General features: G+C 69.4%; 20 protein-coding genes and 2 pseudogenes. 14 read left to right on the top strand and 8 right to left on the bottom strand.

The features are described from left to right. A pseudogene (locus AB0F29_RS11935) lies at positions 1–116 on the bottom strand (IS5/IS1182 family transposase); the annotation flags it as partial. 253 nt (positions 117–369) lie between these two features. Between AB0F29_RS11935 and AB0F29_RS11930 the strand changes: the two are divergent. The 4 genes from AB0F29_RS11930 (at position 370) to AB0F29_RS11915 (ending at position 3199) form a co-directional block, all read left to right on the top strand. Continuing rightward, positions 370–1281, top strand: coding sequence for an NADP-dependent oxidoreductase (locus AB0F29_RS11930; protein WP_361870379.1), 912 nt, complete (start codon positions 370–372; stop codon positions 1279–1281). 129 nt (positions 1282–1410) lie between these two features. Continuing rightward, positions 1411–2151 (top strand): SDR family oxidoreductase, encoded by a 741-nt coding sequence (locus AB0F29_RS11925; protein ID WP_361870376.1) that lies wholly within the window; start codon positions 1411–1413, stop codon positions 2149–2151. Positions 2152–2185: 34 nt separating this feature from the next. After that, positions 2186–2983 carry an LLM class flavin-dependent oxidoreductase gene (locus AB0F29_RS11920; RefSeq protein ID WP_361870373.1) on the top strand — a complete coding sequence of 266 codons (798 nt, stop codon included), beginning with the start codon at positions 2186–2188 and terminating at the stop codon, positions 2981–2983. A gap of 45 nt (positions 2984–3028) precedes the next feature. Beyond that, positions 3029–3199 carry a hypothetical protein gene (locus tag AB0F29_RS11915; RefSeq protein WP_361870370.1) on the top strand — a complete coding sequence of 57 codons (171 nt, stop codon included), beginning with the start codon at positions 3029–3031 and terminating at the stop codon, positions 3197–3199. A 64-nt stretch (positions 3200–3263) separates the two neighbouring features. Here the strand turns inward: AB0F29_RS11915 and AB0F29_RS11910 are convergent, their stop codons facing one another. After that, complete coding sequence (locus AB0F29_RS11910) at positions 3264–3398, bottom strand: hypothetical protein (RefSeq protein ID WP_361870367.1); 135 nt, start codon at positions 3396–3398, stop codon at positions 3264–3266. A 175-nt stretch (positions 3399–3573) separates the two neighbouring features. Here AB0F29_RS11910 and AB0F29_RS11905 point away from each other — a divergent pair, with 175 nt between their 5' ends. From AB0F29_RS11905 to AB0F29_RS11895, 3 genes are all read left to right on the top strand, one after another. Beyond that, positions 3574–4248 (top strand): DsbA family oxidoreductase, encoded by a 675-nt coding sequence (locus AB0F29_RS11905; RefSeq protein WP_361870363.1) that lies wholly within the window; start codon positions 3574–3576, stop codon positions 4246–4248. Between the two features lie 75 nt (positions 4249–4323). Next, positions 4324–4644: an MFS transporter gene (locus tag AB0F29_RS11900; protein ID WP_361870360.1), complete on the top strand. Its 321-nt coding sequence runs from the start codon at positions 4324–4326 to the stop codon at positions 4642–4644. Positions 4645–4659: 15 nt separating this feature from the next. Continuing rightward, the gene (locus AB0F29_RS11895; protein ID WP_361870357.1) at positions 4660–5895 is read left to right on the top strand and encodes an MFS transporter; all 1236 of its coding nucleotides are present in this window, start codon (positions 4660–4662) and stop codon (positions 5893–5895) included. 8 nt (positions 5896–5903) lie between these two features. Here the strand turns inward: AB0F29_RS11895 and AB0F29_RS11890 are convergent, their stop codons facing one another. Continuing rightward, positions 5904–7094, bottom strand: a complete 1191-nt coding sequence (locus tag AB0F29_RS11890; RefSeq protein ID WP_361870354.1) for an IS110 family transposase — start codon at positions 7092–7094, stop codon at positions 5904–5906. A gap of 235 nt (positions 7095–7329) precedes the next feature. Between AB0F29_RS11890 and AB0F29_RS11885 the strand changes: the two genes are divergently transcribed. Then, positions 7330–7740: a transposase gene (locus AB0F29_RS11885; RefSeq protein ID WP_361870423.1), complete on the top strand. Its 411-nt coding sequence runs from the start codon at positions 7330–7332 to the stop codon at positions 7738–7740. Here AB0F29_RS11885 and AB0F29_RS11880 read toward each other — a convergent pair. Then, complete coding sequence (locus AB0F29_RS11880; RefSeq protein WP_361870420.1) at positions 7735–8328, bottom strand: hypothetical protein; 594 nt, start codon at positions 8326–8328, stop codon at positions 7735–7737. The genes AB0F29_RS11885 and AB0F29_RS11880 overlap by 6 nt on opposite strands. A 501-nt stretch (positions 8329–8829) precedes the next feature. Here AB0F29_RS11880 and AB0F29_RS11875 point away from each other — a divergent pair. After that, complete coding sequence (locus AB0F29_RS11875; RefSeq protein WP_361870351.1) at positions 8830–9420, top strand: helix-turn-helix domain-containing protein; 591 nt, start codon at positions 8830–8832, stop codon at positions 9418–9420. A 13-nt stretch (positions 9421–9433) separates the two neighbouring features. Here the strand turns inward: AB0F29_RS11875 and AB0F29_RS11870 are convergent, their stop codons facing one another. After that, positions 9434–10453: an SMP-30/gluconolactonase/LRE family protein gene (locus AB0F29_RS11870; protein ID WP_361870348.1), complete on the bottom strand. Its 1020-nt coding sequence runs from the start codon at positions 10451–10453 to the stop codon at positions 9434–9436. 195 nt (positions 10454–10648) lie between these two features. On the opposite strand from AB0F29_RS11870, the gene AB0F29_RS11865 reads away from it, so the two are divergent. Both AB0F29_RS11865 and AB0F29_RS11860 read left to right on the top strand, forming a co-directional pair. Beyond that, on the top strand, positions 10649–12457 hold the full coding sequence (locus AB0F29_RS11865; protein ID WP_361870345.1) for an NAD(P)/FAD-dependent oxidoreductase: 1809 nt from the start codon (positions 10649–10651) through the stop codon (positions 12455–12457). Between the two features lie 229 nt (positions 12458–12686). After that, positions 12687–12971: pseudogene (locus AB0F29_RS11860) on the top strand (SDR family oxidoreductase); the annotation flags it as partial. A 73-nt stretch (positions 12972–13044) separates the two neighbouring features. Here AB0F29_RS11860 and rph read toward each other — a convergent pair. Further along, entirely contained in the window at positions 13045–15693 is a 2649-nt protein-coding gene (gene rph, locus AB0F29_RS11855; RefSeq protein ID WP_361870342.1) for a rifamycin-inactivating phosphotransferase, read from the bottom strand. A 480-nt stretch (positions 15694–16173) separates the two neighbouring features. On the opposite strand from rph, the gene AB0F29_RS11850 reads away from it, so the two are divergent. The 3 genes from AB0F29_RS11850 to AB0F29_RS11840 all read left to right on the top strand — a co-directional run bounded on the left by AB0F29_RS11850 (position 16174) and on the right by AB0F29_RS11840 (position 21072). After that, positions 16174–16758: a DinB family protein gene (locus tag AB0F29_RS11850; RefSeq protein ID WP_361870340.1), complete on the top strand. Its 585-nt coding sequence runs from the start codon at positions 16174–16176 to the stop codon at positions 16756–16758. 274 nt (positions 16759–17032) lie between these two features. Continuing rightward, positions 17033–17689, top strand: a complete 657-nt coding sequence (locus tag AB0F29_RS11845) for a DUF5701 family protein (protein ID WP_361870337.1) — start codon at positions 17033–17035, stop codon at positions 17687–17689. A 386-nt stretch (positions 17690–18075) separates the two neighbouring features. Continuing rightward, positions 18076–21072: a family 16 glycoside hydrolase gene (locus AB0F29_RS11840; RefSeq protein WP_361870334.1), complete on the top strand. Its 2997-nt coding sequence runs from the start codon at positions 18076–18078 to the stop codon at positions 21070–21072. Between the two features lie 378 nt (positions 21073–21450). Here the strand turns inward: AB0F29_RS11840 and AB0F29_RS11835 are convergent, their stop codons facing one another. Further along, complete coding sequence (locus AB0F29_RS11835; RefSeq protein ID WP_361870332.1) at positions 21451–22476, bottom strand: hypothetical protein; 1026 nt, start codon at positions 22474–22476, stop codon at positions 21451–21453. A gap of 662 nt (positions 22477–23138) precedes the next feature. Further along, a complete protein-coding gene (locus AB0F29_RS11830; RefSeq protein WP_361870417.1) occupies positions 23139–23723 on the bottom strand; it encodes a DUF998 domain-containing protein in 585 nt (194 codons plus the stop codon). Positions 23724–23752: the final 29 nt, after the last annotated feature.

The raw sequence follows: 23752 nt of genomic DNA, 5'->3' as shown, positions 1-23752 counted from the left end.
TCAGGCGTGTCCTGCGTCCCGCCGCCCTGCGGCCGTACCTTCGACGGCGGGATCAGCGGCTCCGCGATCTCCCACAGCCCGTCCGGAACAATCCAACTCCACGTACCCCGCCCCATGACGAGCTCAACGAGCCAACCCCCACATAGGACACGGTCTTATTTGGTGTTTCCGAGAAACTTGTGTCAGGAATTTGTCAGGGACGGCGGGACCGGTCCGCGCCGGAGCTCAGCCCGGGGCGGAGCGGGGACGCGGAGCATGAACGGTGTTGACCTGAACCGGACATGAGGTTGGGGGATGGTCACGACGTGCGGCCGGAACCGGTTGCGCACGCGTTGTGCGATGTTCATGGTGTTGACGAGAGGACACGGTGTGAAGGCAGCGGCTATCAACTCCGTCGGCGGTCCCGAAGTGGTGGAACTGCTCGACGTCGAGACTCCGCAGGCGGGCCCCGGCCAGGTCCGGTTACGGATCAGGGCGGCCGGGATTCAGCCCTTCGACTGCGCGATCCGGCGCGGCCTGACGATCCCCGGCGTGCCCGCGGGATTCCCCCGGACAATCGGTAACGAATTCGCCGGTGTGGTCGACCAGGTGAGCCCGGGCGCCGCTGGGTTCCCGGTCGGCACGGAAGCCCTCGGGTGGGCGCTGCTGGCCGGCCACGCCGAGTATGTGGTCGTTCCCACCGACCAGTTGGTGCGGAAGCCCGCGTCGATGCCGTGGGACCAGGCCGGGGTCTTCTCGGCGTCCGGCCAGACCGCGCACACCGCCGTCGAGCAGCTCAAGGTCGGCGCGGGTGACACCGTTCTGATCCACGCGGCGGCCGGTGGCGTGGGCACGGTGGCCGTACAGGTCGCCAAAGCGCTCGGGGCCACCGTGATCGGGACCGCCGCGCCGCGCAACCACGAATACCTCCGCTCCCTCGGGGCGGTCCCGGTCGCCTACGGCGAGGGCCTGACCGAGCGGGTGCAAGCCTTGGCGCCGGGCGGGGTCACCGCGGCGCTCGACGCGATCGGCGGCGCCGCGCTCGATGTCTCGCTGGAACTGGTCCAGGACAGGCAGCGCATCGGAACCGTCGTGGACTTCGACCGGGCCGGCGAGTACGGGGTCCAGGCGATCAGCACCCAGCGCTCCACGGCGCGGCTGAGCGCACTCACCGATCTGTACGAGGAGGGGAGGCTGCGCATCGTGGTCTCCCGGACCTACCCGCTGGCACGGGCGGCCGAGGCGCACCGGGAGATGGAAGGCGGTCACGTGCGCGGCAAGATCGCCCTTCTGGTCGACTGAACCGGCGGGGAACAACGGTGCTACCGGGCCGCCGCTCGAGAGCCTCTTGAGGCACTTTCGAGCGGCGGCAGCGACCGTAGGACGGGTAAGGACCGCCGCCGCGCTCCCGTCTACGGAGGATGTGTGCCCATGCCTGAACAGAGGGTCGCCGTTGTGACCGGATCGACCTCCGGCATCGGGGCCGCAACAGCAGCACGGTTGAGCGCCGAGGGGATGAGGATCGTCGTCAACTCGGCACGCTCCGTCGAAGAGGGCCGCCTGCTGGCCGGGAAGCTCCCGGACGCCCTGTACGTACAGGCGGACGTCTCCGACGAGGAGCAGGCACGGCACCTGATCGCCGCGGCGGTCGAGCGGTACGGCAGACTCGACGTCCTCGTCAACAACGCCGGGACGACCCAGGTCATCCCGCACCATGACCTCGAAGCCGTCACCCCGCAGGTGTGGTGGGACATTCTCTCGCTCAACGTGATCGGGACCTGGCAGGTGTCGGCCGCCGCCGCACCCCATCTGGGCGCGGGGAGCACCCCCGGCCAGATCGTCAACATCTCGTCCGTCGCCGGCACCCGTCCCGTGGGCAGTTCCATCCCCTACGCGGTCAGCAAGGCCGCCATCAACCACATGACGCAGTTGCTCGCCGCGACTCTCGGCCCGCGGGTCCGGGTGAACGCCGTGGCACCCGCGCTCACCGAGACCGCGTGGACGCGCGACGACCCCTTCTTCCAGAAGCTCGCGGCCAAGTGCCGTGAGGAGACGCCTCTGCGCCGCGTGGGCACCGCCGAGGACGTCGCACGCACCGTGTCCGCCGTGCTCGGACTGGCGCATCTCACCGGGGCGGTCATCCCTGTCGACGGCGGCGCAACCCTCGTCTGACCGCGTACGACGTGTACCTGGAAGGAGTCCGACGATGAAGCTCGCAGCGAATCTGGTCGCGCGGGACGCCGTGGTCCTGGCCGTGACCGCCGAACAGCTCGGCTACGAGATGGGCTTGGTGCCGGAGGGCTACCGCAACGACGCCCCCAGCGTGCTGGGGCTCGTCGCCGGACGGACCCGGCGTATCGGGCTCGCCTCCGGCGTGATGCAGATACCTGCTCGGGCCCCGGCCACCGCCGCGCTCACGGCGGCGACACTCGACGCGCTGTCCGGCGGACGCTTCCGGCTCGGCCTGGGGCTGTCCAACCCGGATGTCTCGGAAGGCTGGTACGGCGTTCCGTTCGACAGCCCGCTGGCCCGCACCCGTGAGTACGTGGAGATTGTGCGGGCCGCCCTGAACAGCGGTCCGGTCACGTACCGGGGAAAGCACTTCTCCCTCCCGCCCGCAGGCCGCGGAGGCGCGCCACTCCACCTCTACACCGAGGATTACCGCAGGAATCTGCCCGTCTACCTGGGAGCTGGCGGGCCGCGCAACCTCCGGCTCGCCGGGGAGATCGCCGACGGCTGGATCGGCGTGTTCACACCGCCCGAGACCGTGAGCGAGGCCGTGGACCAGATCCTGGCGGGGCGGAGAACCAGGAGACTCGGACTGGCGGGATTCGAGGTCATCCCGTGCCTGCCCACCGCTATCGGCCGCGACGTGCGTGCCGCCGCCGATCAACTGCGGGGTCAGTACGTCTACTTGATGGGTATCGGCGACCCGGAGACCAACTTCCACTGCGCGCTGGCCCGGCGTATGGGCTTCGAGGGTGTCGTGGAGGGGCTGCGCTAGGCGCTGCGCGGCGGCGACCGGGACCCGGCCGGCGAGATCATCCCGGTGGAGTTCATCGACGCGACAGGGCTGATCGGCGACGAGGCGAGGATAGCCCTGCGGATGAGTCGGTACGCCGAGGCCGGCACCACCACGCTGGGCATCATGGTCTCCGCGGCGGACACCACGCGGGAGGGCCGGATCGCCATCCTGGAAACCTCAGCCCGCATCGGCTGACAGCCGCGCCGGCGCCGGAACGCCGGGCCCCGGTCCGTCCGGGGCCCCTGCGCACCGTGGTGGGTCAGCCGACCGTGGTACGGGAGAGCTCCACCAGCTTGTCCGGGTTGGGGTAACAGTGCAGATCGTGGGCGGTGCCGTCCGCCGGGTCCTCCGAGGTCCAGCGGAAGCCCGGGTCGTCGTAACTCGTACCGGCCACGGCCGTGACCAGCGTGCCGCCGGCGGGATTCGAAGGCCGCTCGACACCGGCTCGCAGCCGGCTCGCAGCCGGCTCGGGGCCGTCACCCCGGCATCCGCTCCGTCTTGACATCAACCACACTTGAGGTTGAAGCATGGCGAGCGCGCCCAACGACAAAGAGAGAAGGCGATTCCGCGTGCTCACGGTTGAGATCTGGTCCGACCTCGTCTGCCCCTGGTGTTACTTAGGAAGGCTCCGCTGGCAGAAGGCTCTGGAGCGCTTTCCCCACGCCGACGAAGTGACCGTGCGGTGGCGCGCCTTCGAACTGCGCCCGGATCATCGCCGTATCCAGGGAGACCTGCTCGCGGATCTCATGGTCACGAACTACGGCATGCCGAAGCCCGACATCGACGCGGTGTTCGACAGGATTCGCCGGCTCGGGGCCGATGAGGGTGTCGTCCTGCGCCCGGAGGGGGTGCGCCCCGTCAACTCGTTCGACGCGCACCGGCTGTCCCGGCTGGCCTGGACGGACGGAGCCGGCGACGCCATGGACGAACGGCTCTTCCGCGCCTACCACACCGAACTGCTCAACATCGCCGACAGGGACGTGCTGCAGGAACTGGCCGCCGGGGTGGGGCTGGCGGACGACGACGTGGTCTCCCTGCTGGGCGGCGACCGCTTCGCCGACGAGATCCGCGCGGAGGAGGCGGGAGCCCGTCACGCGGGGGTGACCTCGGTGCCGTCCTTCGTCGTCGACGGGCGGCAGATCATCCACGGGGCCGTGGACTCGGACGCCATGCTCGCGATGCTTGTCGAGGAGTGGGAGAAGAGGCGGCCGGTCGCCGGCCTGTCCACGCCCCCGGTGACGTGACCGGCGTACGACGCCCCGTCCGTACACAACCCCCGCACGCCAACTCGCCAGGACGAGATCCAGGAAAGGGTTTCCATGAATGCCGCCGCGCCTCCTCGCGCGACCACGCGGGAATGGCTGGGGCTCGCGGTGCTCGCGCTGCCCACCGTTGTCATCGCCCTCAGCATGACCGTACTGAACCTCGCGGTACCGAGCCTGAGCGCGGACCTGAAACCCGACGGTACGCAACTGCTGTGGATCATCGACATCTACGGGTTCCTCATTGCCGGCCTGCTGATCACCATGGGCACGATCGGTGACCGGATCGGCCGGCGCAAGCTTCTCGTCATCGGGGGGGGGCGGCCTTCGGTGCCGCTTCCCTCCTGGCGGCGCTGTCGACCAGCGTCGAGATGCTGATCACAGCGCGCGCTGATGGGTGTCGCGGGCGCGACCCTGATGCCGTCCACCATGTCGCTGATCCGCACGATGTTCGCGGACGCCCGGCAGCGCACCGTCGCCATCAGCGTCTGGATCTCCAGCTTCACCGCCGGGACGGCGCTCGGACCCGTGATCGGCGGTCTGATGCTGGAGTACTTCTGGTGGGGGTCGGTGTTCCTGCTGGCCGTTCCCGTGGCTCTTCTGCTGGTCGTCGTGGGTCCGATCCTGCTGCCGGAGTACCGCAGCGCCGATCCAGGACGCCTGGACCTCATGAGCGTGCTGACCCTGCTGGTGTCCACCCTGTCGGTCGTCTACGGGCTCAAGCAGTTCGCGGTGGCGGGAATCAGCGTTCCTGCGGTGCTCGTCTTCCTGGCGGGCGCGGTCCTCGGCGTCTACTTCGTCCTGCGGCAGCGGGGGCTTGCCACGCCCCTGCTCGACCTGCGGCTCTTCGGCGACCGCTCCTTCAGCACCTCGCTCGGCACCTTGACGCTGGTCGTTTTCGCGATGACGGGAACGAACTTCTTCGTAGCGCAGTATCTCCAGGCCGTGGTCGGGCTGTCGCCGTTCGAGGCCGGCCTGGTCGTAGTGCCCAACGCCCTGGCGAACATTCTCAGCACCATGCTGACCCCGCTGCTCGCGACGCGGCTGCGCCCGGCGTACCTGATGGCAGGCGGCCTGGTACTGGCGGCCACGGGACTGGGGATTCTCACCCAGGTCGGCCCCGACTCCGGGTTCGCCGTCGTCATGGTCGGCGGTGTCGTGATGTCCCTCGGCTTCGGTCCAACGCTCTCGCTGGGCAATGACATGATCATCGGCTCGGCGCCGCCGACGAGGGCGGGTGCTGCCTCGGCGATCTCTGAGACCGGCACGGACCTGGGCGCCGCGCTCGGCATCGCGATCATGGGGAGCATCGGTACGGCGGTCTACCGCGACGAGATCGACGACCGCCTGCCCGCCGGTGTCCCGGACACGGTGGCCGAAGCCGCGCGGGACACGGTCGGAGCGGCGGTGGCCGCCGCGGGCAGACTCTCCGGCCCCCTCGGCGAGGACCTGCGTGACGCGGCGGCCGAGGCATTCGCCCTGAGCCTGCGCACCGCCGCCGGTATCAGCGCGACCCTCGTACTGATTCTCGTCGTAGCCACGTCACTCCTCCTGCGCAAGGTGAGACCGGGGGAAGCCCAGCCCAAACAAGAGAACGAGAAGCCTCGGGCAGCGGCAGACACCTCCTAATGTCGTTGTCAAGCCGCTTCTGTGACGGGAAGTTCATGTTGAAAGCACCGTCCGTCACGAATCAAGGCCCACAGAACGTTCACCCGTCGCCGGGCCGGCGCGAGGACTGCCTGGGTGTGCCGTTTGCCTTCAGCGCGCTTGCGTTCGTAGAAGCGACGGGACGCATCGCAACTGCGGATACTGATCAGCGCGGAGGTATAAAAGACTCGTTGGAGGCCGCGGTGATAGCGCCGAGGCCGGTGCAGATTGCCGCTGACATTGCCGGAGTCCCGTGGTACCGGAGCGACACCCGCGAAGCTGGCAAGGCAGTCGGAGCTGCCGAAACGGCTCATGTCGCCGGCGGTGGCCGCCAGGAACTCGGCGCCCAGCAACGTACCGATCCCGGGCATGCTGGAGATCACCTCGGCGAGCTCGTGCTCGCGGAACCGAGCCGCAATCAGCTTGTCGATCTCCGCGATCTGCTCGTTGAGGCCGATCACCTCCTTCGCCAGGGTGTGGATCACTTGCGCGGTGATCTTCTCCCCAGGGACAGCGGTGTGCTGACGCCCAGCTGCCTCCAGGGCTGTCTCGGCGAGGGCATCGGCGCCGCGGACCTTACGGTTCCTGAGCCACGTCTTCAGCCGGGTGCGGCCTGTGCGGCGCAGGGCAGCCGGGGTCTGGTAGCCGCTCAGTAGGATCAGCGGGCCGGCGTTGCCGAGATCGAGTACGCGTTCTAGCGCAGGGAAGATTCCGGTGAGTTGGCCGCGAAGGCGATTAATCCGACGGGTGCGGTCCGCGTTGAGGTCAGAGCGTCGGTCAGTGAGAACCCTGAGCTCGACGACATTCTCTTCGTCAGGCCGCAGGACCGTCAGGTCCCGGCGCATCCGGGCTTGATCGGCGATGACGGTCGCGTCCTTGGCGTCGGTCTTGCCCATGCCCCGATAGCCGGCCGATGCCCGATTGACCGCCAGGCCCGGTATATAGACGAGCCGCTGCCTGTGATTGAGAAGCACGTTGATCCACAGTGCTGCCATGCCGTCGGCGACGTCGACCGCCCAGACCACGTCTTCGGCGAGGGCCAACACATCGCCGAGCAGGGCCAGTAGTTCCGGCTCATCGTTCAGAACCCGCCTCGACATCAACCGCTTGCCCTCGGCGTCCAGAACCACACAATGATGGTGGGTCTTGCCGATGTCCGTACCTGCCCAGATCTGGACCACTAGTTCCTCCGGTCGTAGGCGCCGTGCTCCCGGACGACCTCGCCAGCGTGGTCCTACTCAGCGATCACCCGCAGGGGCCCCGCAGCTCCTAATCAGCGGTCGGGTCGTCGTGAGACACCGGGCGGCGAGGTGTTTGGAACCATCGAGGGCAACCACCTGAAAGCCATACCCGGCGTCTCTGGGTCTCTGGACCTTACGACTGGCCCGTCCAACCCACGCAACAACGTAGGACCACCTGATCTGCGACGGACGCGGCACCCCGCTCAAGGTCATCACGACCGCGGCCAACGTCAACGACGTCACTCAGACCCTCGCCCTGGTCGATGGAGTCCCGCCCGTCGCAGGCCGCCCGGGTCGGCCCCGCCGCAGACCTGAAGCCCTGCTCGGCGACAAGGGATACGACTGCAACGCGCACCGCGACGAGCTGCGTCGCCGGCGGATCCTGCCCGTCATCTCCCGCAAGGGGTCACCGAACATCAAGGGCATGGGCAAGCTCCGCTACGTCGTGGAGCAGACCGTCGCCCTGCTCCACCACTTCAAACGCCTCGCCGTCCGATGGGAACGCCGCACCGACCTCCACGACGCCTTCGTCTCCCTCGCCTGCAGCCTCATCTGCTGGAGGCGTCTCAAGAAGGCCCGATCATGATCGTGTTACGAGCTCATAGGCCTCGGACGGGGCCGAGGTGGTGGAGGCAGGGCTGTAGAAGACCGAACGCCCTTGCTTGGAACGCTCCAGCAGCCCCTGCGTAACACCCTGTTCCAGCGTGTTACGCACCACCGGCACCTGAACCGAACGTTCAGGATGCGCCTCGGTGAGCGCGGCTGCGATTTCTGCTGCTGACCTGGGTTCGTTCTGTTCTCCCAGGTAGGCAGTGGTCAGCTCCATCCATGTCGGCTCTCCTGCCTTCTTGGGCGTGGCCGTCTTCTTGGAACTCTTGTGCTTGGGGGCAGTCGGCTTCCCCGCGGCTGTCTTGCTGTTGGAACGCCGGGCCGCAGGGACCACGGTTCCCTTGGGGCTCTTCTTCTGCTTGATTGTCTGCTTGGGCGTGCCGCCGAGCACTTCCTGCATCTTCGTCAGGACCTGTTCGCTGTCCTCCAGGCGGACGAGCTCGTCCTGCAGTCGTGCGAGTTCGGTGCGCACACGCTCCTGCTCGCTCCGGGTCGCCGAAAGGTCGTCGGCGACCCGCTGGGCATAGTCTGCCGTGACGCTCGAAGCGGGAAGGTTTCCAGACATGTGATCCTCGGCTTTCGACGTGGGTGTAGCGACGATGGTACCCACACGAATCAAGCCAAGCCGCCAGCGCGCCTGGGGACATGGGCAGCCGTCTGAGTTACTCTCCCGCCGGTCGTGGGGTGGGTATGCACCGGTCACTTACGTTCGCTCCTTCCGCTGGTGGCCGGAAGTCGGGCCTGCAAGCTCTGGACCGACTTCCGGCCGCGGCCCGGCACCGGCGGCGACAAGCCAGGATCTCCGGGTCGTTGTCCGTCCGCCGGCCGGTGTCGCTCAGCCGCTCGAAGCGCTCGCGCATCTGCTGGACCGCAACTGTCCCGATAGCATCCCGGCCGTGCGGCGGACCCTGCTCAGCAAACACACGGAGGCACGCTGGCGTACGAGGTGGCTCATTCACGAGTAATGGTTCTGGCTCAGGTTTTGGCCCGACCCCCGACGCGGCGTTGCCGCCTGCCGACCCGGCCGGGGAGGTGAGGGCTCCTGCCCGGCCGGTACGCTGCCGGGGTGGCGGAGCAGATCGAGCAGGACGGGCGGCGGCCGGCGAACGACGGGCCGAAGGCCGCCGCCCGTAACCGGGCCGCTCTGGTCATCGCCGCGCGGGAGGTCTTCGCCGAGCATGGTTTGGAGGCGCCGCTCTCCGCGATCGCGCGCAGGGCCGGGGTGGGGCAGGGCGTTCTCTACCGGCACTTTCCCGACCGGAGTGCCGCGGTGGCGGCGGTTCTGGAGGAAAACGTGCGGCAGGTCGAGCAGGCCGCCGCGGACGAGGACGCCACCTTCGACGCCGTGCTCGGTGTGCTGACGTGGCATCTTGCCGAGTCGGCGGCTTTCATCGGTCTTCTGCACGCCGACCGGGCGGGCGGGCGCTCGGGCATCCGCGCGCACGCCCTTGCCCTGTCGGAGCGGGTGGAGTGTGCTCTGCGCAAGCACCTCCCCCGCGGTCATCGGCTGAGTTCGGGGGACGACCTCGTGCTCTCGGTCGCCATGGTCTCCGCCGCCGTCATCGGCCCCACCCGCGAGGAGCGCGAGCACCGGGCTCTGGCCGCCTGGCGGTTGCTCGGCGTCGAGGTGGGGCCGGTGCGGGCCTTCGGCCGCTGAGCCGAGGTCCGCGTCAGCCGCCGTTGGACTGCCGAGTGCCTTCCGCCAGCGCGTCGAAGGCGTACAGGTAACCCCCGGCGGGACCGCTGACGGTCATGTACGCCCTGGTCCCGCCGGGTGTGATCGCCACGTTGGTCGCCGACTCCAGGCCTTCGGCCCGCGCGGGAAGTTCCACCGTCGCCAGCCGCTCACCGTGCCGGTCGTACACGGCCATGGCCGCCCGGCCGTGCAGCCCCTGGTAGAGGTTGCCGTCCGCGTCCACGGCGATCGAGTCGGTCTGGGCGAGTCCGCCGTCCACGCGGATGGCGGTGTGCCGCGACGTCACCCCACCCCTCTCGTCGAGGCGCAGATAGGAGATCCGGTTCTCGGTGAGTTCGCTGAACCACAGCCCTCGGTAGTCCGCGTCGAAGGAGACCCCGTTCGGCGCGGCCAGGTCCTCGGCCAGAACGGTGGCCCGGCCGCCCTCCCGGTCGATCCGCACCACACGCCCGTGTGCTTTGCCCTCGGACAGACCGCGTGAGTCGCTGACGTACAGGTTTCCCTCCTGGTCGAAGGCGATGTCGTCGGGGTTCATCCGTGCTCCGTCGACCTCGCCGGAGAAGAAGGTCCGCGGGTCGCCGCCGTCGGGGGCCAGGCTCACGACCTCGCCGTGCGCGAAGTCGCTGAGGTAGAGCCGTCCGTCGTACGGGCTGAACTGTGCCGAGGTGTAGGCCCCTTTGCCGTCGGTGTGGAGCGTCCGGGACGTCTTCTTAGCGACGTCCACGCGTATGACTTTGGGCCTGTCCTCGGGCGCCGTGACGTCGACGACGATCAGGCCGCCGTCGTCTCCGAACACAGGACCCTCCAGCAAGGTCATCCCGGTCTCGCTGTGCACCTGGGTCAGCCGCATGACCTTCTGCGCCCGGATGGTCCGCCCCGCGGAGACCGAGGACGCCTCGCCCTCGGGGCCGCCGCTCTCCGTACCGCATCCAGTGAGGACCAGCGCGCCGACGGTGGCGAGCGCGGAAAGGGACCGGGCTGAAAGTCGCTGCATGGGGGGATCACTCTTCCTGTCCAGTGGGCGGGTTCCGGGGGGGGCGGAAGTAAGCGGCCTGCGGGGAGGGGAACGCCTGGCCGAATGTCGCTGTCCCGCCCCGACTTCAACCGGACAGTACTGTCCGGTAGTTGCTACCGTAGCGGACGGCCGCCCGACCGGGGCCGCCCCACCATCCGGATCGAGGACCCCCACATGACGACTCCTCAAGCACCGGCTCCCCACGAGCTCGCGGCACTGAGGCGGCGCTACCGGCTCGAACGCGAACGGCGTGTGCGCCCGGACGGCGCCGCCCAGTACCGCGACGCCGACGCCGAGTTCGGCTACTACGCGGCGGACCCGTACACGGAGGGGCCGGTCGTGCGCGACCCTCTCCACGACACTGTCCAGGTCGCCGTGATCGGCGGCGGATTCGGCGGCATCCTCACCGGGGCGCACCTGCGGCAGCAGGGCGTCGAGCGCGTCCGGATTCTTGAGAAGGGCGGTGATTTTGGCGGCACTTGGTACTGGAACCGGTATCCGGGAGTCCACTGCGACGTCGAGTCCCACGTCTACCTGCCGATGCTCGACGAGACCGGCTATGTCCCGGAGTGGAAGTACGCCCCCGGTGACGAGATCCGCCGCCACGCGATGCGGATCGCGCGGAAGTTCGACCTGTACGCAGATGCACTGTTCTCCACCGCGGTCACCTCACTGACCTGGGACGAGGCGTCCGAGACCTGGGTCGTGGCCACGGATCGCGGCGACACCTTCCGGGCCACGTACGTGGTCAACGCCACCGGCACCCTCACCGACCCGAAGCTTCCCGGGATCCCCGGCATCGAGGACTTCGCCGGCCACACGTTCCACACCTCACGGTGGGACTACGCCTACACCGGTGGCACCCCCCAGGGCGGCATGGCCGGACTCGCGGACAAGCGGGTGGGCATCGTCGGCACCGGGGCCACCGGCATCCAGGTCATCCCGATGCTGGCCGAGGACGCCGCACACCTCCACGTCTTCCAGCGCACCCCCTCCACCGTGGACGTACGCGGCAACCGCCGCACCACCGCCCGGGAGGTGGGCGCCGACCGCGAGGGCTGGGCCCGGGGGCGACGGGAGAACTACCTCCGCATCGTCTCCGGCGAGAGCGCCGACCAGGACCTGGTGGCGGACCAGTGGACCGCGTCGGCGGGCCTGTTGGAGAAACTCCTTCCAAGCTTCCGGCGGCAGGGTGACCGGCAGGCCTTCGAAGCCGCCTACGAGGCCGCCGACGCCGCCAAGATGAGCGAGCTCCGCGCCCGCGTCGAACAGACGGTCACGGACCCGCGGACGGCGGAGAAGCTCAAGCCCTGGTACCGCTACGCCTGCAAACGCCCCACCTTCTCCGACCTGTACTACCCGGCGTTCAACCGCGACAACGTCACCCTCGTCGACACCGCGGACACCCACGGCATCGAACACATAACCGAGCACGGCGTCACGGTCGCCGGCACCACGTACGAACTCGACTGCCTGATCTTCGCCACCGGGTTCAACGTCGGGGCCTCCGGCATCCACTCCGGCAAGCTCCCCGTCCACGGCCGGGGCGGCGTCCAACTGCTGCACAGGTGGGCGCGGCAGGGCCCGCGCACGCTCCACGGCTTCACGAGCAACGGCTTCCCCAACCTCCTGCAGATGGGGCCCCTCCAGAACGCCAGCAGCGTCAACTTCACCCACATCCTGGACGAGCAGGCCATCCACGCCGCCGCCCTCATCGCAGCCGCGGAAGCCGGCGGCGCCCTCATCGAACCCTCCCTGGAGGCCGAGGACGCCTGGATCGCCGTACTGGCCGAGGGCGCGCCCGACCACGAGTGGTTCCACGCAGAGTGCACTCCCGGCTACTACAACCGTGAAGGGCGAGGCCGGCCCAACGGTCCCCTCGCCTATCCGCACGGGGCCGTCGCCTTTCACGAGCTTCTGGAACGCTGGCGCGACAAGTCGATGACGGAAGTCCTCCGGAGCAGGACCGGCCACCCCGCCTGACGCGGGTCGGTCGGCCCACGTCTCAGCCTCGAACTCCCAGCCCGCAGCCCACTCCGCCACCGCACGGGCCACCACGGAGTCCACCACCCGCTGCTCGGCCAGGTCCCCGACGGCCGCCAGGGCGATGCCCCCGGCGGCCGTGACCCTCCGTACGGTCTCCTCGACGCCCTCTTCGGCGGGGTCGATGTCCTGGTCAACAACGCGGGAATCATGGCACCCGGTCCCACTCGGCGTCGTCGGTCTCGTGCGCCGCCGGAACCTGGCGGTGATGTACCGCGGGCAGGGCATCCGGGCCAACGTGATCGCGCCCGGACCCACCGCGACGGGCATCGGTGTCGACAGCCGCCCCGACGCGCACGGCCCCGCCGTCCTCAGGAGCCTCATCGGCGCGAACATCGGCCGCATCGGCTCGGCGGACGAACAGGCCGCCGCCATCGTCTGGCTGGCGTCCGATGCGGCTTCCTTCGTCAACGGCGCCGTCCTGCCCGTGGACGACGGCTGGTCAGCCGTCTGACACGGCCGGGCCGAGGTACACGCGGCGCGTCACGGGCGGGCCGCGCCGGAGACCGGGGCCCCGGTGCGGGCGGTCAGGGCAGGAGCTCCACGTACCCGTCGGTCGCGTGGACACGGATCCGCTGCCCGTCCCGGATCAGCCGGGTGGCCCGCTCCACGCCCACGACGGCCGGCAGGCCGTACTCCCGGGCGATCACCGCGCCGTGGGTCATCAGACCGCCGACCTCCGTCACCAGGCCCGCGATCCCGACGAACAGCGGCGACCAGCTGGGGTCCGTGAAGGTCGTGACCAGGATGTCGCCCGCGTCGAGGTCGGCCTCCGCCATGTCGAGGATGACGCGGGCTCTTCCCTCGACGGTCCCGGCGGAAACCGGCAGGCCGGTCAGCGCGCCGGCCGGCACGTCATCGCGCCGGTACGCGCCGGTGACGGCCTCACCGTCCGACGTGAGTACCCGGGGCGGGGTGAGCGCGTGGTACGAACGGAACGCCTCCTTGCGCCGCTGGATGAGCCGCGCGTCCGCACGGTGGGACCGTACGGCCTCGTGGAGTTCCTGGAACGTCAGGTAGAAGGCGTCCTCCTTCTGGTCGAGCACCTTGTCCCGCACGAGTCGCTCGGCCTCCGCCAGCAGGGCCCGTTTGTAGACGAAGTAGCGGCTGACGATGCCGTACTTCGGGTACTCCCGGTATCCGATGAAGGTCCTGACCCGGTCGATCATCCGCTGGGTCTCGTCGGCCTTCCGGTCCCCGTCCGGCAGGGCCCGCAGCCGTGACAACACGTCCTGTTCCTTCTGCCGGGCCTTGCGCCGGCCCTGTTCGAAGCGCTGCTCGGCAGCGCCCGGCCCGAAGTTCCGTACATGGTCGAGGATCACGGGAACGAGCGTGGTGGGGCGCTCGCGCCATCGCGGCCTGGTGATGTCGATCTCGCCGACGCAGCGCATGCCGTACCGGTCGAGGTACGCCTCGATGGCCTCCCGTGCCGCGCCTCCGCCCTCGGTCTTCGCCAGCTCGTCCAGGAAGGTGGCGTCCTCAAGGTGCTCGGCCTCCCGCAGGAAGGCCAGCACCTCCGGCAGCGGGCGGATCACGTCCGCGACGTCGAGCAGCGCCAGTCCCATCTCCGACGTGACGTTGTCGGGGGCCGACAACGTGAGGGTGTCCGCGGCGTTCTTCTCGCCCAGCCACTCCCTCAGCCTGTCGTTGAGCCACCAGGTGGCGTCCATCCCCGCCATGAGCGCCCGCATGCTGAGCGGATCGGCCAGAACCCGCTTGTGCTCTTCGAAGGCCTCCAGCAGGAAGTCGAACAGCGCCGGACCCTCCTTCGTCCGGATGTCCTGTTCCAGGGCCCCGATGGACGTCCGGCTGCGCTCGATCAGCTCGGTGACGACGGCCGGATCGGTCTCGATCGGGGCGGGCGCACCGGTGGACGGCGGCCCGCCGGGAGCCGTGTCCGGGAGCGAGGGAACGAAGCCATCGCGTTCCAGGACGGTCTCCAGGGCATCCCTGACCAGCGGATCGCCCTTCCCCATTGCGTCCAGGAGGCCGTCGCGGCTCGTGGGCGATGCCAGACGCGGGGTGACGTCGACGAACAGCCGCCCGCCGGCCTCGTGCATCGGCACCATGGCCGTCAGCTGCCACATGGAGTACCCGAGGGGCTTCATGGGGTCGGTCATCATCTGCTGGTGGCCGACGGAGACGTAGACGCGGTTCCCCCTGTCATTCCCATCGGCGTTCTCCCCGTCATCCCCCTCGTCGCCGTTCTCGATGTCGGGGAGGGGGAAGAGGGTGGTGATCGGCCTGCTCTGCACGAACCGGAAGCCGTCGTCGGCCAGGCACCATTCGATGTCCTGCGGGCGGCCGAAGTGCGCTTCGATACTGCGGCCGAGCCCCACGAGGCGGACGGCCTGCTCATCCGTCAGCGCCGGCCGCTCCCGCTGTCGTGCGTCGACCGGCACTTCCCGCGTACCGCCGGCGGGCAGGGCGTGGATGGCGCGCTCCTTGGCGGCGATGGTCCTGGTGACGACTTCACCGTCCCGGACCGTGAAGACGTCCGGGTTCACCAGGCCGGAGACCAGGGCCTCGCCGAGGCCGAAGCCGGCGTCCACGGTGGCGACCTTCCGGTTACCGGTGACGGGGTCGGCCGTGAACAGGATGCCGGACGCGTGCGGAAAGACCATCCGCTGCACGACCACGGCCATGTGGACCGTACGGTGGTCGATGCCGTTCCGCTGTCGGTAGACGACGGCCCGCTCCGTGAACATCGAGGCCCAGCACCGGCTGATGTGGTGGAGGACCGCGATCGGCCCCAGGACGTTGAGATACGTGTCCTGCTGGCCGGCGAAGGAGGCTGTCGGCAGGTCCTCCGCCGTCGCGCTGGACCGGACGGCGTACGCGGCTTGCTCACCGAAGCGGGCGATCGAGCCGGTGATCGCCGCCGCGATGTCGCCCGGGACGGCGATCTCCTCGATGATGCGGCGAATCCGTGCGCTGAGCGTGCGGATCGCCTCCTGGTCCTCCGGGTTCAGCCGCGACAGGTCATCGAGCCGTTCGTCGATCGACGGGACTTCCGCCATGGCCCGCCGGAAGGCGTCCGTCGTCACGCAGAAGCCGTCCGGCACGCGGATGCCTTCGATCCGCGACAGCCCGCCCAGGTGTGCGCCCTTGCCGCCGACGGCCGCGACACGCGTCTCGTCGACCTCGCTGAGGTCCAATACGTACGGGTTCGTCATCGCGACACCTCCGGAGCGGCCGTATTCCGTCGCACTGCGGCGGCCGGTCGGATCACCGGCGCCTCGCCCTCTGTCGAACCTCTTGTCGGACACGTACTCATTCCTGGTTGTCTTCCCTCTGACGAATGGACCGGCGAATCCTCCCGGCCGGTCGGCGCACGTCGTGTCACCGTTCCCGCTGGTGGTGACATCGACCCGAGGATTCTGCGCCGTCACCGGGGTCTTGCCGCAAGCCCCCCGGTGAGCTATAAGTTGAGAGTGGCAAGGAGAGGTCTCTCTCCTTGCCTTTGTTGTTGGGCTTCCCCGGGCGCCGGGGCTTTCCTCCGCGCTCATGGAGTCTTCGCCATCTTCGAACACGCAGGTCGGAAGGGCACGTCAGGACCCAGAGTCATCTCCCGGTGCAGTACGTCTCGCGGCCCACGGCCGGCGACGGCGTCCGCGAGGGGCGCAGCCAGGTCTCCGTTTAGGTAATGTGCGGAAATGACAAGAAGCGACCGACTCGCGGACCAGTTGGACTGGTACTGGACCAGGAACCTGCGGCCACGGCTGGAGGGTCTTACCGACGAGGAGTACTTCTGGGAGCCGGTGCGCGATTGCTGGAGCATCCGCCCACGTGCCACGTCGGCCGCACCGGTGCCGGAAGGTCCGGGGCAATGGACGATGGACTTCGTGTCCCCTGCCCCGGCGCCTGCGCCGGTGACCACGATTGCCTGGCGGCTGGCGCACATCATCGTCTCCTGCCTGGGCTATCGGGTCGGGTGGTACTTCGGCGGCCAGGACCTCGAGTCCCGGGCAATCGTCTACGCGGGGACCGCTGACGAGGCGCTGAAACAGCTCGATGAGATGTACGGGAGATGGGACGCGGGGGTCCGCGGGCTCTCGGACGCTGACCTGGACAATCCGCCTACTGTGGGTCCCGAGCGGTTTCCCATGGAGAACAGGGTCCTGCACGTCAACAGGGAGCTGATCCATCACGGCGCCGAGGTTTCCCTGCTGCGCGACCTCTACCGCTGGCAGGACGAAGCCGTACCGCGCCGAAATATGACTGACCATGTGGCAACGTGAGAGCTCGAGGTTCGAGAGGACCAGGAGATCGCGCGCAAAAGGTCGGTGGCGCGGGCGGCCGTAGCCGGTGACGATCACCGGGTGGTCGCTGGAGGCCGGCAGGGCGTCCGGGGCCTCGGGTGAACGGCGGATCGCCCGCGTACCCGCCGACGTCGGGGCGGCAGCACGGAAGCGGGCCCGCCCCGAGGGGAGGTGGCCGCGTGGGGAACACTTCGGCGAACTCTCTCGTTCGACCTCCGGCCCCTACCGTGAACCGTGAATCCGAGGAACCGCCTTGCCCGATACTTCCGCTGCCGACACCGTGCCCCCGCTCCCGTCGCCCTCCGCCCAGGCGGAGCGCCTGATCCAGCTCGGGGTGCACGAGATCGCGGGGATTCCCGCCGAGGACATCCGCGCGTTCGCCCAGACGGCCGGGCGGGGCCGTGACGTCCTGCTCGCCGTCCATCCGGAGCGCGCCCCCGCCTCCGCCCTCGCGCCACTGCTTCTGCGCGACGGCAAGCCCGGCTTCGTCGTCGTCGACATGCCCGACGTCGACCTGTTCGCCCCCGACGCGGTCGAACTTCCCAACGCGCCTCTCTATTTCGTCGCCGGACCCGACCGCGGCGACCACATGGCCAACTGGAGCCCCGAAGAGGCGTTGCCCGCCCTCACCGAGGAGGGCCGCACCCCCCTGGTGCTCACGGAGGGCATCCACTGGGTCCTGCAGCAGCCGGCGGTACTTGAGCGGAACCTCTGCTTCATGACCATCGGGTCCCGGCTGCGCAAGGCGAACGGCGTCCTGGACGCGCGTACCCCGGCACTCTGGATCAGCAACGGCACCGGACGGGACGGCAAGGAACGTCGTAACGCCCCCAAGGTCGGCTGGTGCTGGTGGGGCAACCGCCATACGTGGCTGGGATTCGCCTCCGCCATGGGCCGCGAGGGCCAGTAGCGCCCGTTCGCCCTGCTGTTGACCCATCTGCGTTGACTCACCTCTGATGAAGCGGGCCGCGCGGGCCCGCTTCATCGGCGCGCGAGAACGCCTCCCCGGGATACGCGGCCCCCGGAGGAGCCTGATGGTTGCCGATGGAGCGTCAGATGCCTTGCATAACAAGGGGTTTGGTGACTTTGCATCAACGCCTGCGAACTTTGAACACTGTGGTGACGAAGTATGGACGCCGCCGGTAGAAGCCTCCTACTGTTCTCGGCGCAGCCACCGGAGCCCCTGTCCGGACGAAGCGCTGCCCCACCGCACGAGCCGACCGTTCACCCCCGGGCGCCGGGTGGCCCCACCCACCGCCGCGACGTGCCCCTCGCCGCGAGGGGCCAGGAGGAAGAATGCATCCACGGCCGCTCCACCGTTGCCGCAGACATCTCACCGGGCTGCTGGTTTCCGCGTTTCTCGTCGGCGCCTTCTCCACCGTGCCGGCCGCCGCCGCGCCGGTACCGCGGGACGAACTCCCGCCGCAGGAGCCGGGCGTCACCCTGCGCGTCTTCGACGTGCAGGTCCCCCTCGGCGAGCTGTGCGACATCAAGGCCGGACAGACGCCGAACATCGACAAGTTGATGCCGGGCATCGACTGGAGTTCGCCGGACGACTTCGGCTTCGGCGATCACTTCGTCTCCCAGGTCACAGCCAACCTCACCGTTCCCGACGACGGTGTGTACGCCTTCCGCCTGACCAGCGACGACGGTTCGCGGCTGCGGATCGACGGCTCCACCGTCATCGATCACGACGGGCTGCACGGCGCCGAGCCCAAGGACGGGTCGGCCGAGCTGACGGCAGGTCATCACACGTTGCGGATCGACCACTTCGACCGCACCGGTGGCCAGCAGGTCACCCTCGAATGGAAGCCGCCCGGCGCGGGTGATTTCGCCGTCGTGCCGAACTCCGTGCTGAGCACCGACGCCGACGTCGTACGGGTGACGGCGCCGGGCCGCAAGGAGTGCGAGGGCGCCCTCGACTCCCCCGGCGACGGGCTGCCGCTGACCGGGACGCACCCGGACTACGCGCTCACCGATCTACGGCCCGCGGGCTTCGAACCGCAGGTCACCGCGATGGACTGGCTGCCCGACGGCCGACTCGCCGTGACCACCTGGGGCGGCACCGACAACACGACCGGCGAGGTCCATCTCCTCGACAACGTCCAGGGCGACACCGGTCCCGGCGAGGTGACGGCCAAGAAGGTGGCCGAGGGGCTCAAGGAGCCGATGGGCATCAAGGCCGTCGACGGCAAGCTGTATGTGTCTCAGAAGCATGAGCTCACCGAGCTGACCGACACCGACGGCGACGACGTGACCGATGAGCGCCGGACGGTGGCGACCTGGCCGTACGGCGGGAACTTCCACGAGTTCGCCTTCGGCCTGCTCTACCGGGACGGCTACTTCTACCTGAACCTGTCCGTGGCGATCGACCTGGGCGGGGCGACGACCGACCCGCAGCCCGCGCCGAACCGCGGTTCGACGATCAAGGTGAACAAGGAGACCGGCAAGGTCGACTACATAGCCGGGGGTCTGCGGACACCCAACGGCATCGGCTGGGGCCCTGAGGGCGACATGTTCGTCCTCGACAACCAGGGCGGCTGGCTGCCCTCCTCGAAGCTGCTCCACATCAAGCAGGACCGCTTCTTCAACCACTACACCAACCCGCCGGGCCCCTTCGACGGGAAGCCGGTGACCAAGCCGGTGCTCTGGCTGCCGCAGAACGAGATTGCCAACTCCCCTAGTACACCCTTGCAGTTGGACGAGGGCCGGTTCGCCGGGCAGATGCTGTTCGGTGACGTCACGTACGGCGGCATCCAGCGCGCCTACCTCGAGAAGGTCGACGGCGAGTATCAGGGAGCGGTGTTCCGCTTCACCCAGGGTCTGGAGGCAGGGGTCAACCGGATCAGCAGGGGCCCGGACGGCGCGATCTACGCCGGTGGCCTCGGCGCGGGCGGCAACTGGGGCCAGGAGGGCAAGCTGACCTACGGGCTCCAGAAACTCTCCCCCAGCGGTGACAAGGCCTTCGACATCCTGGCGATGCGGGCGAAGCCGGGCGGTTTCGAGCTGGAGTACACCGAGCCGCTCTCCGAGGAGACGGCCGCGCAGCTCGCCGAGAGCTACCGGGTCGAGCAGTGGGCGTACGCCCCGACCCCGGCCTACGGCGGCCCCAAGATCGACGAGGAGTCCCTGGACGTGGGTGCGGCCGCCCTTTCCGAGGACCGCAAGAAGGTCACGCTGACCATTCCCGGGCTCAAGGCGAACCGTGTGGTCCACGTCCGCTCGCCGCGCCCCTTCAGTTCTGCCGACGGCACGGAGCTGTGGAGCACGGAGGCCTGGTACACCCTCAACTCCCTGCCCGGCGACCGGCCCCCGGCAACCCGGTACGAGGCGGAGGAGGCCGCCCTCGGCGGCGGAGCGGGCTTCGACACCGAGCACGCGGGCTATTCGGGCGGCGGCTTCGTCGACAACTTCGGCAACGAGGGTGCGGCGGTCACCTTCGATGTGGAGGCCGGGAAGGCTGGTACCCACGACGTGGGTCTGCGCTACTCCAACGGGCCTGATCCGGCGCCCGGCACCAAGACGGTGAGCGTCCATGTCAACGGCGAGAAGGTCCGGCAGATCGAGCTGCTGTCGACCACCGACTGGAAGACCTGGTCGACGGGGACGGAGCAGTTGGAGCTGCGCGAGGGCCACAACACGATCACCTACTCCTACGCCAGCGGTGACACCGGCCATGTGAACCTGGACATGATCACCGTCCATCCGAAGGGGGCCCGCGTCCAGCTCTTCGACGGCACGGACCAGTCGGCCTGGCAGCATCCGGACGGCCGGCCACCCGAATGGCCGGTGAGCGGCGGGGAGATAGAGGTCGCCGGCGGGGACCTGCGCACCAAGCAGGGCTTCCAGGACTTCCGTGCGCACGTCGAGTTCCGGCTGCCGAACCTTCCGCCGGACGTGACCGGCCAGGACCGCGCCAACAGCGGCGTGTATCTGCAGGAACGCTATGAGGTGCAGATCCTCGACTCGTACGGTGACACCACGCTCGCCGACAACGAGGCCGGGGCGATCTACACCAAGAAGGCTCCGGACGTGAACGCGGCCACGGCCCCGGAGACCTGGCAGACGTACGACATCACCTTCCGCGCCGCCCGCTTCGACGCCTCGGGGGTGAAGACGGAGGACGCCCGGGTCACCGTCGTGTGGAACGGCGTCACCGTCCACGACGACGTGGCCGTCGACGGCCCGACGGGCGGCGGTGCTGCCGAGGGTCCGACGGCCGGGGCGATCAGGCTCCAGGACCACGGGAGCAAGATCCGTTATCGCGATGTGTGGGTCGAGCCGCTCACCTAGGGCCTCTCGTTCGGGATGGTGCCGGGCCCGACGTACCGGTTCCGGGGTGGCGGCGGCCGGCTGTCACCCTGGAGCCGTCCGCACCGGCGCTCCCACCGCGCCGCACCGGTCGTGGCCCTGACGCCCGGCCCGTGCACGGTGGGGCCACCGCCGTCGTCCTCCCGTGACGCGCGGGGCGCAGCGTCCGATGCTGTTCCTCGACGTCGGCGGTCGCTCATCCCACGCTCTCGACCTGGGGCGATGCGTCGCGGTCGCGTCAGGGATGGCTTGCTTCCTTCTCGGATGTCGGGCCGCAGGCAGGCCCCCCCTGAGCCTCGTGGCCACCCGGCGTCACGGCGAGCCCTCATCGTGACGCCCCCGCTGCACCTCGCGGGCGGGCTACGTCATCAACTCGATGTGCGGATGCTCGGGCTCCGCCGGGCAGACGAACAGGTGCTGTCGGTAGCCGCTGCCTATCTGGACCCCGGTCGCGTTGTAGCCGCGGTGGCCGGGGTACGGTCCAGCACCTGGGTGGGGGTGCGGAGACCAGCTGTTCCCGGTGTCGTCCCCTTCCTCGAACGTGGCGACGGTCATCAGGACCTCCATGCCGGTGCCGCACTCGGAGCAGGACTGCGAGCTGGGGTCGGTGGAGTTCCAAGCGGGCCAGCCGCCGACCTTCCAGCCGGGTGCGTTGGACAGCACACAGTCGTAGTACGTGTCCGGGTCCATGTCTTCCTCTGCTGCCTGCGGCACACTCCACTGCTTGAGCTGCTCCCGCAGTTCTCCGCTCAGCTCCAGATGGTCGGGGTACTCGGTGATCTGCTCCGGTTCGAGGACGCACGGTTCCGGTAGATAGCCGTCGAACTGCACTGCGGGCGGCTCGGGGGGCGTGTCGAGGACGTCGGTGACGGCGGCTGCCGAACGCCAGAAGAGCAGGGTCCTGGGCATGATCGGATGATCGAAGGGGCACCACAGAACCTGCAGCAGGTCCTTGCCCTCCGGCGGGCTCAGATCGGGGACATCCCGTGCGTACAGCTGCGCCACGGGCAGCATCGCTATGGGGTCGCCGTACGCCTGGACCGCCGGCCTCACCGGATACGTCCGAGGGGGCCGGATCCGCTCGAGAGTCTCCCGTTCCTCCGGAGTCAGGTCCCGGCCGTGCGAGGCGGCGAAGATCCGTCGTTCCAGCCGCAGATCCGCCGGGGGCTGGGCCCGGTTGATGCCATCCACCACATGCGGTTCCTGGCAGTGCGGCCACGGCTCCTCAGCGGGCCACAGCAGCGGGCCGCCGACCGAGCTGTCGTGCCACGTCGGCCCGCCGGGGCGGGGGTGCAGGCGGGTCGCCGTGCGGGCCAGCGGGGCCAGTTGGGGAAAGACCGCGGCAACGTCGATCGGCCGTGGCGGAGTGACAGGAGTGACATTCATGGCCGCTATCTTGCCAATCGCCTCTGACAACAGCCCTCGTGGCCGCCCCACGAAGAGTTCCGGCACGGGCGCCACCCGGGGGAGCGCCACCGCCGATCCGTTGCAAGCAGGCCCATCCCGATCTCCATCGGCAGGCCGTGGCCGGGCCTCTTGAAGTTGAGCGTATCGCCGAGGGGGAATTCGTAGACCGGCCCTGGTGCCTCCCCCGGTGGGGCGGCACCAGGGCCGATCTACGGATAACCGTAGCGCTGAAGTGCTGGTCAGGGGCGGCGAAGCGGCAAGCGGGCGGTTCGCGTGAGGCGGGGACTTCGGGGGCGTACGACACGAGGTCGGGCACCGGCCTGCCGGTGGGCTGGGTGACGACGATGACCCGGCCGTCGTTCAGGCGGGCGGCAGGCGCCGCGTAAGGACCGTCCGGCACCGCCTGCCGGTATGGCACCGCTCCCGGCCGCCGGACGTCCGTTCGTCCGGGTCGACGACGAGATCACGGACACCGATCAGGCCTGGGTCTCCGCGCACCACCCCGCCCCGGGCCTGCCCCACCGGGTGGGCCCCGGCGAGGACTGGCGGTCAGCGACTGCACGGCTCTCGACGCCTGGCTGCGGCGTGTGGCGGACGGCGCGTAGGCGCGTTTCCTCCGCGTCTTCGGAGCTTCGGTTCCGTCAGGCCGCGCTCCTGCGGCAGGAAACGACCACCAGGAAGGGCCACAAGGCCTGGACGAACGTCACGACGCGCTCGGCCACGCCGGGCGCCCCCGCACTCTGCAGCTCGGCCAGGAACCACAGGGCGCTGGCGCCCATCAACCCGCTCGCGGCGAGCGACACATCGAGCCTCAGCCCCCACGGCACCGGCTTCCGGTCCCGGACGGCGGCCAGGGGAGGCCACACCGCCAGCAGCACGAGGCCCACGGTGGACACGGCGCCATGCTCCAAAGCCCCGCCGCTGTTCGGGACGGGCACCAGCGTCAGGGCCAGTGCGCACAGTCCGCCGCCGGCCAGGGCCACCCGGCCGGCGGGCGCCGCCGGCCGGAGCGCGTGCGCCGTCGCCACGTAGCACGACCCCAGTACCAGCAGCATCCCCGTCATCAGCCAGTAGCTGGCAGCACCGTAGGAGGCCAGCACGCTCAGGGTCTGCCTCGCGGGGTCGTACTCCGGCCCCTGGCGCAGCTGCGCAGTCATCCAGGAGCCGACCAGAAGGACAGGGGCACATCCGGAGGAGACCAAGGCCCACCAGGGAGCAGATCGCATCAAGCCAGCATAAATGTGACCATCTCTAC

Source organism: Streptomyces sp. NPDC026589 (assembly GCF_040638385.1).
Classification (GTDB): Bacteria; Actinomycetota; Actinomycetes; order Streptomycetales; family Streptomycetaceae; genus Streptomyces.
The sequence above is the reverse complement of the archived record's forward strand: the minus strand, read 5'-3'. Positions and strand labels throughout refer to the sequence as shown.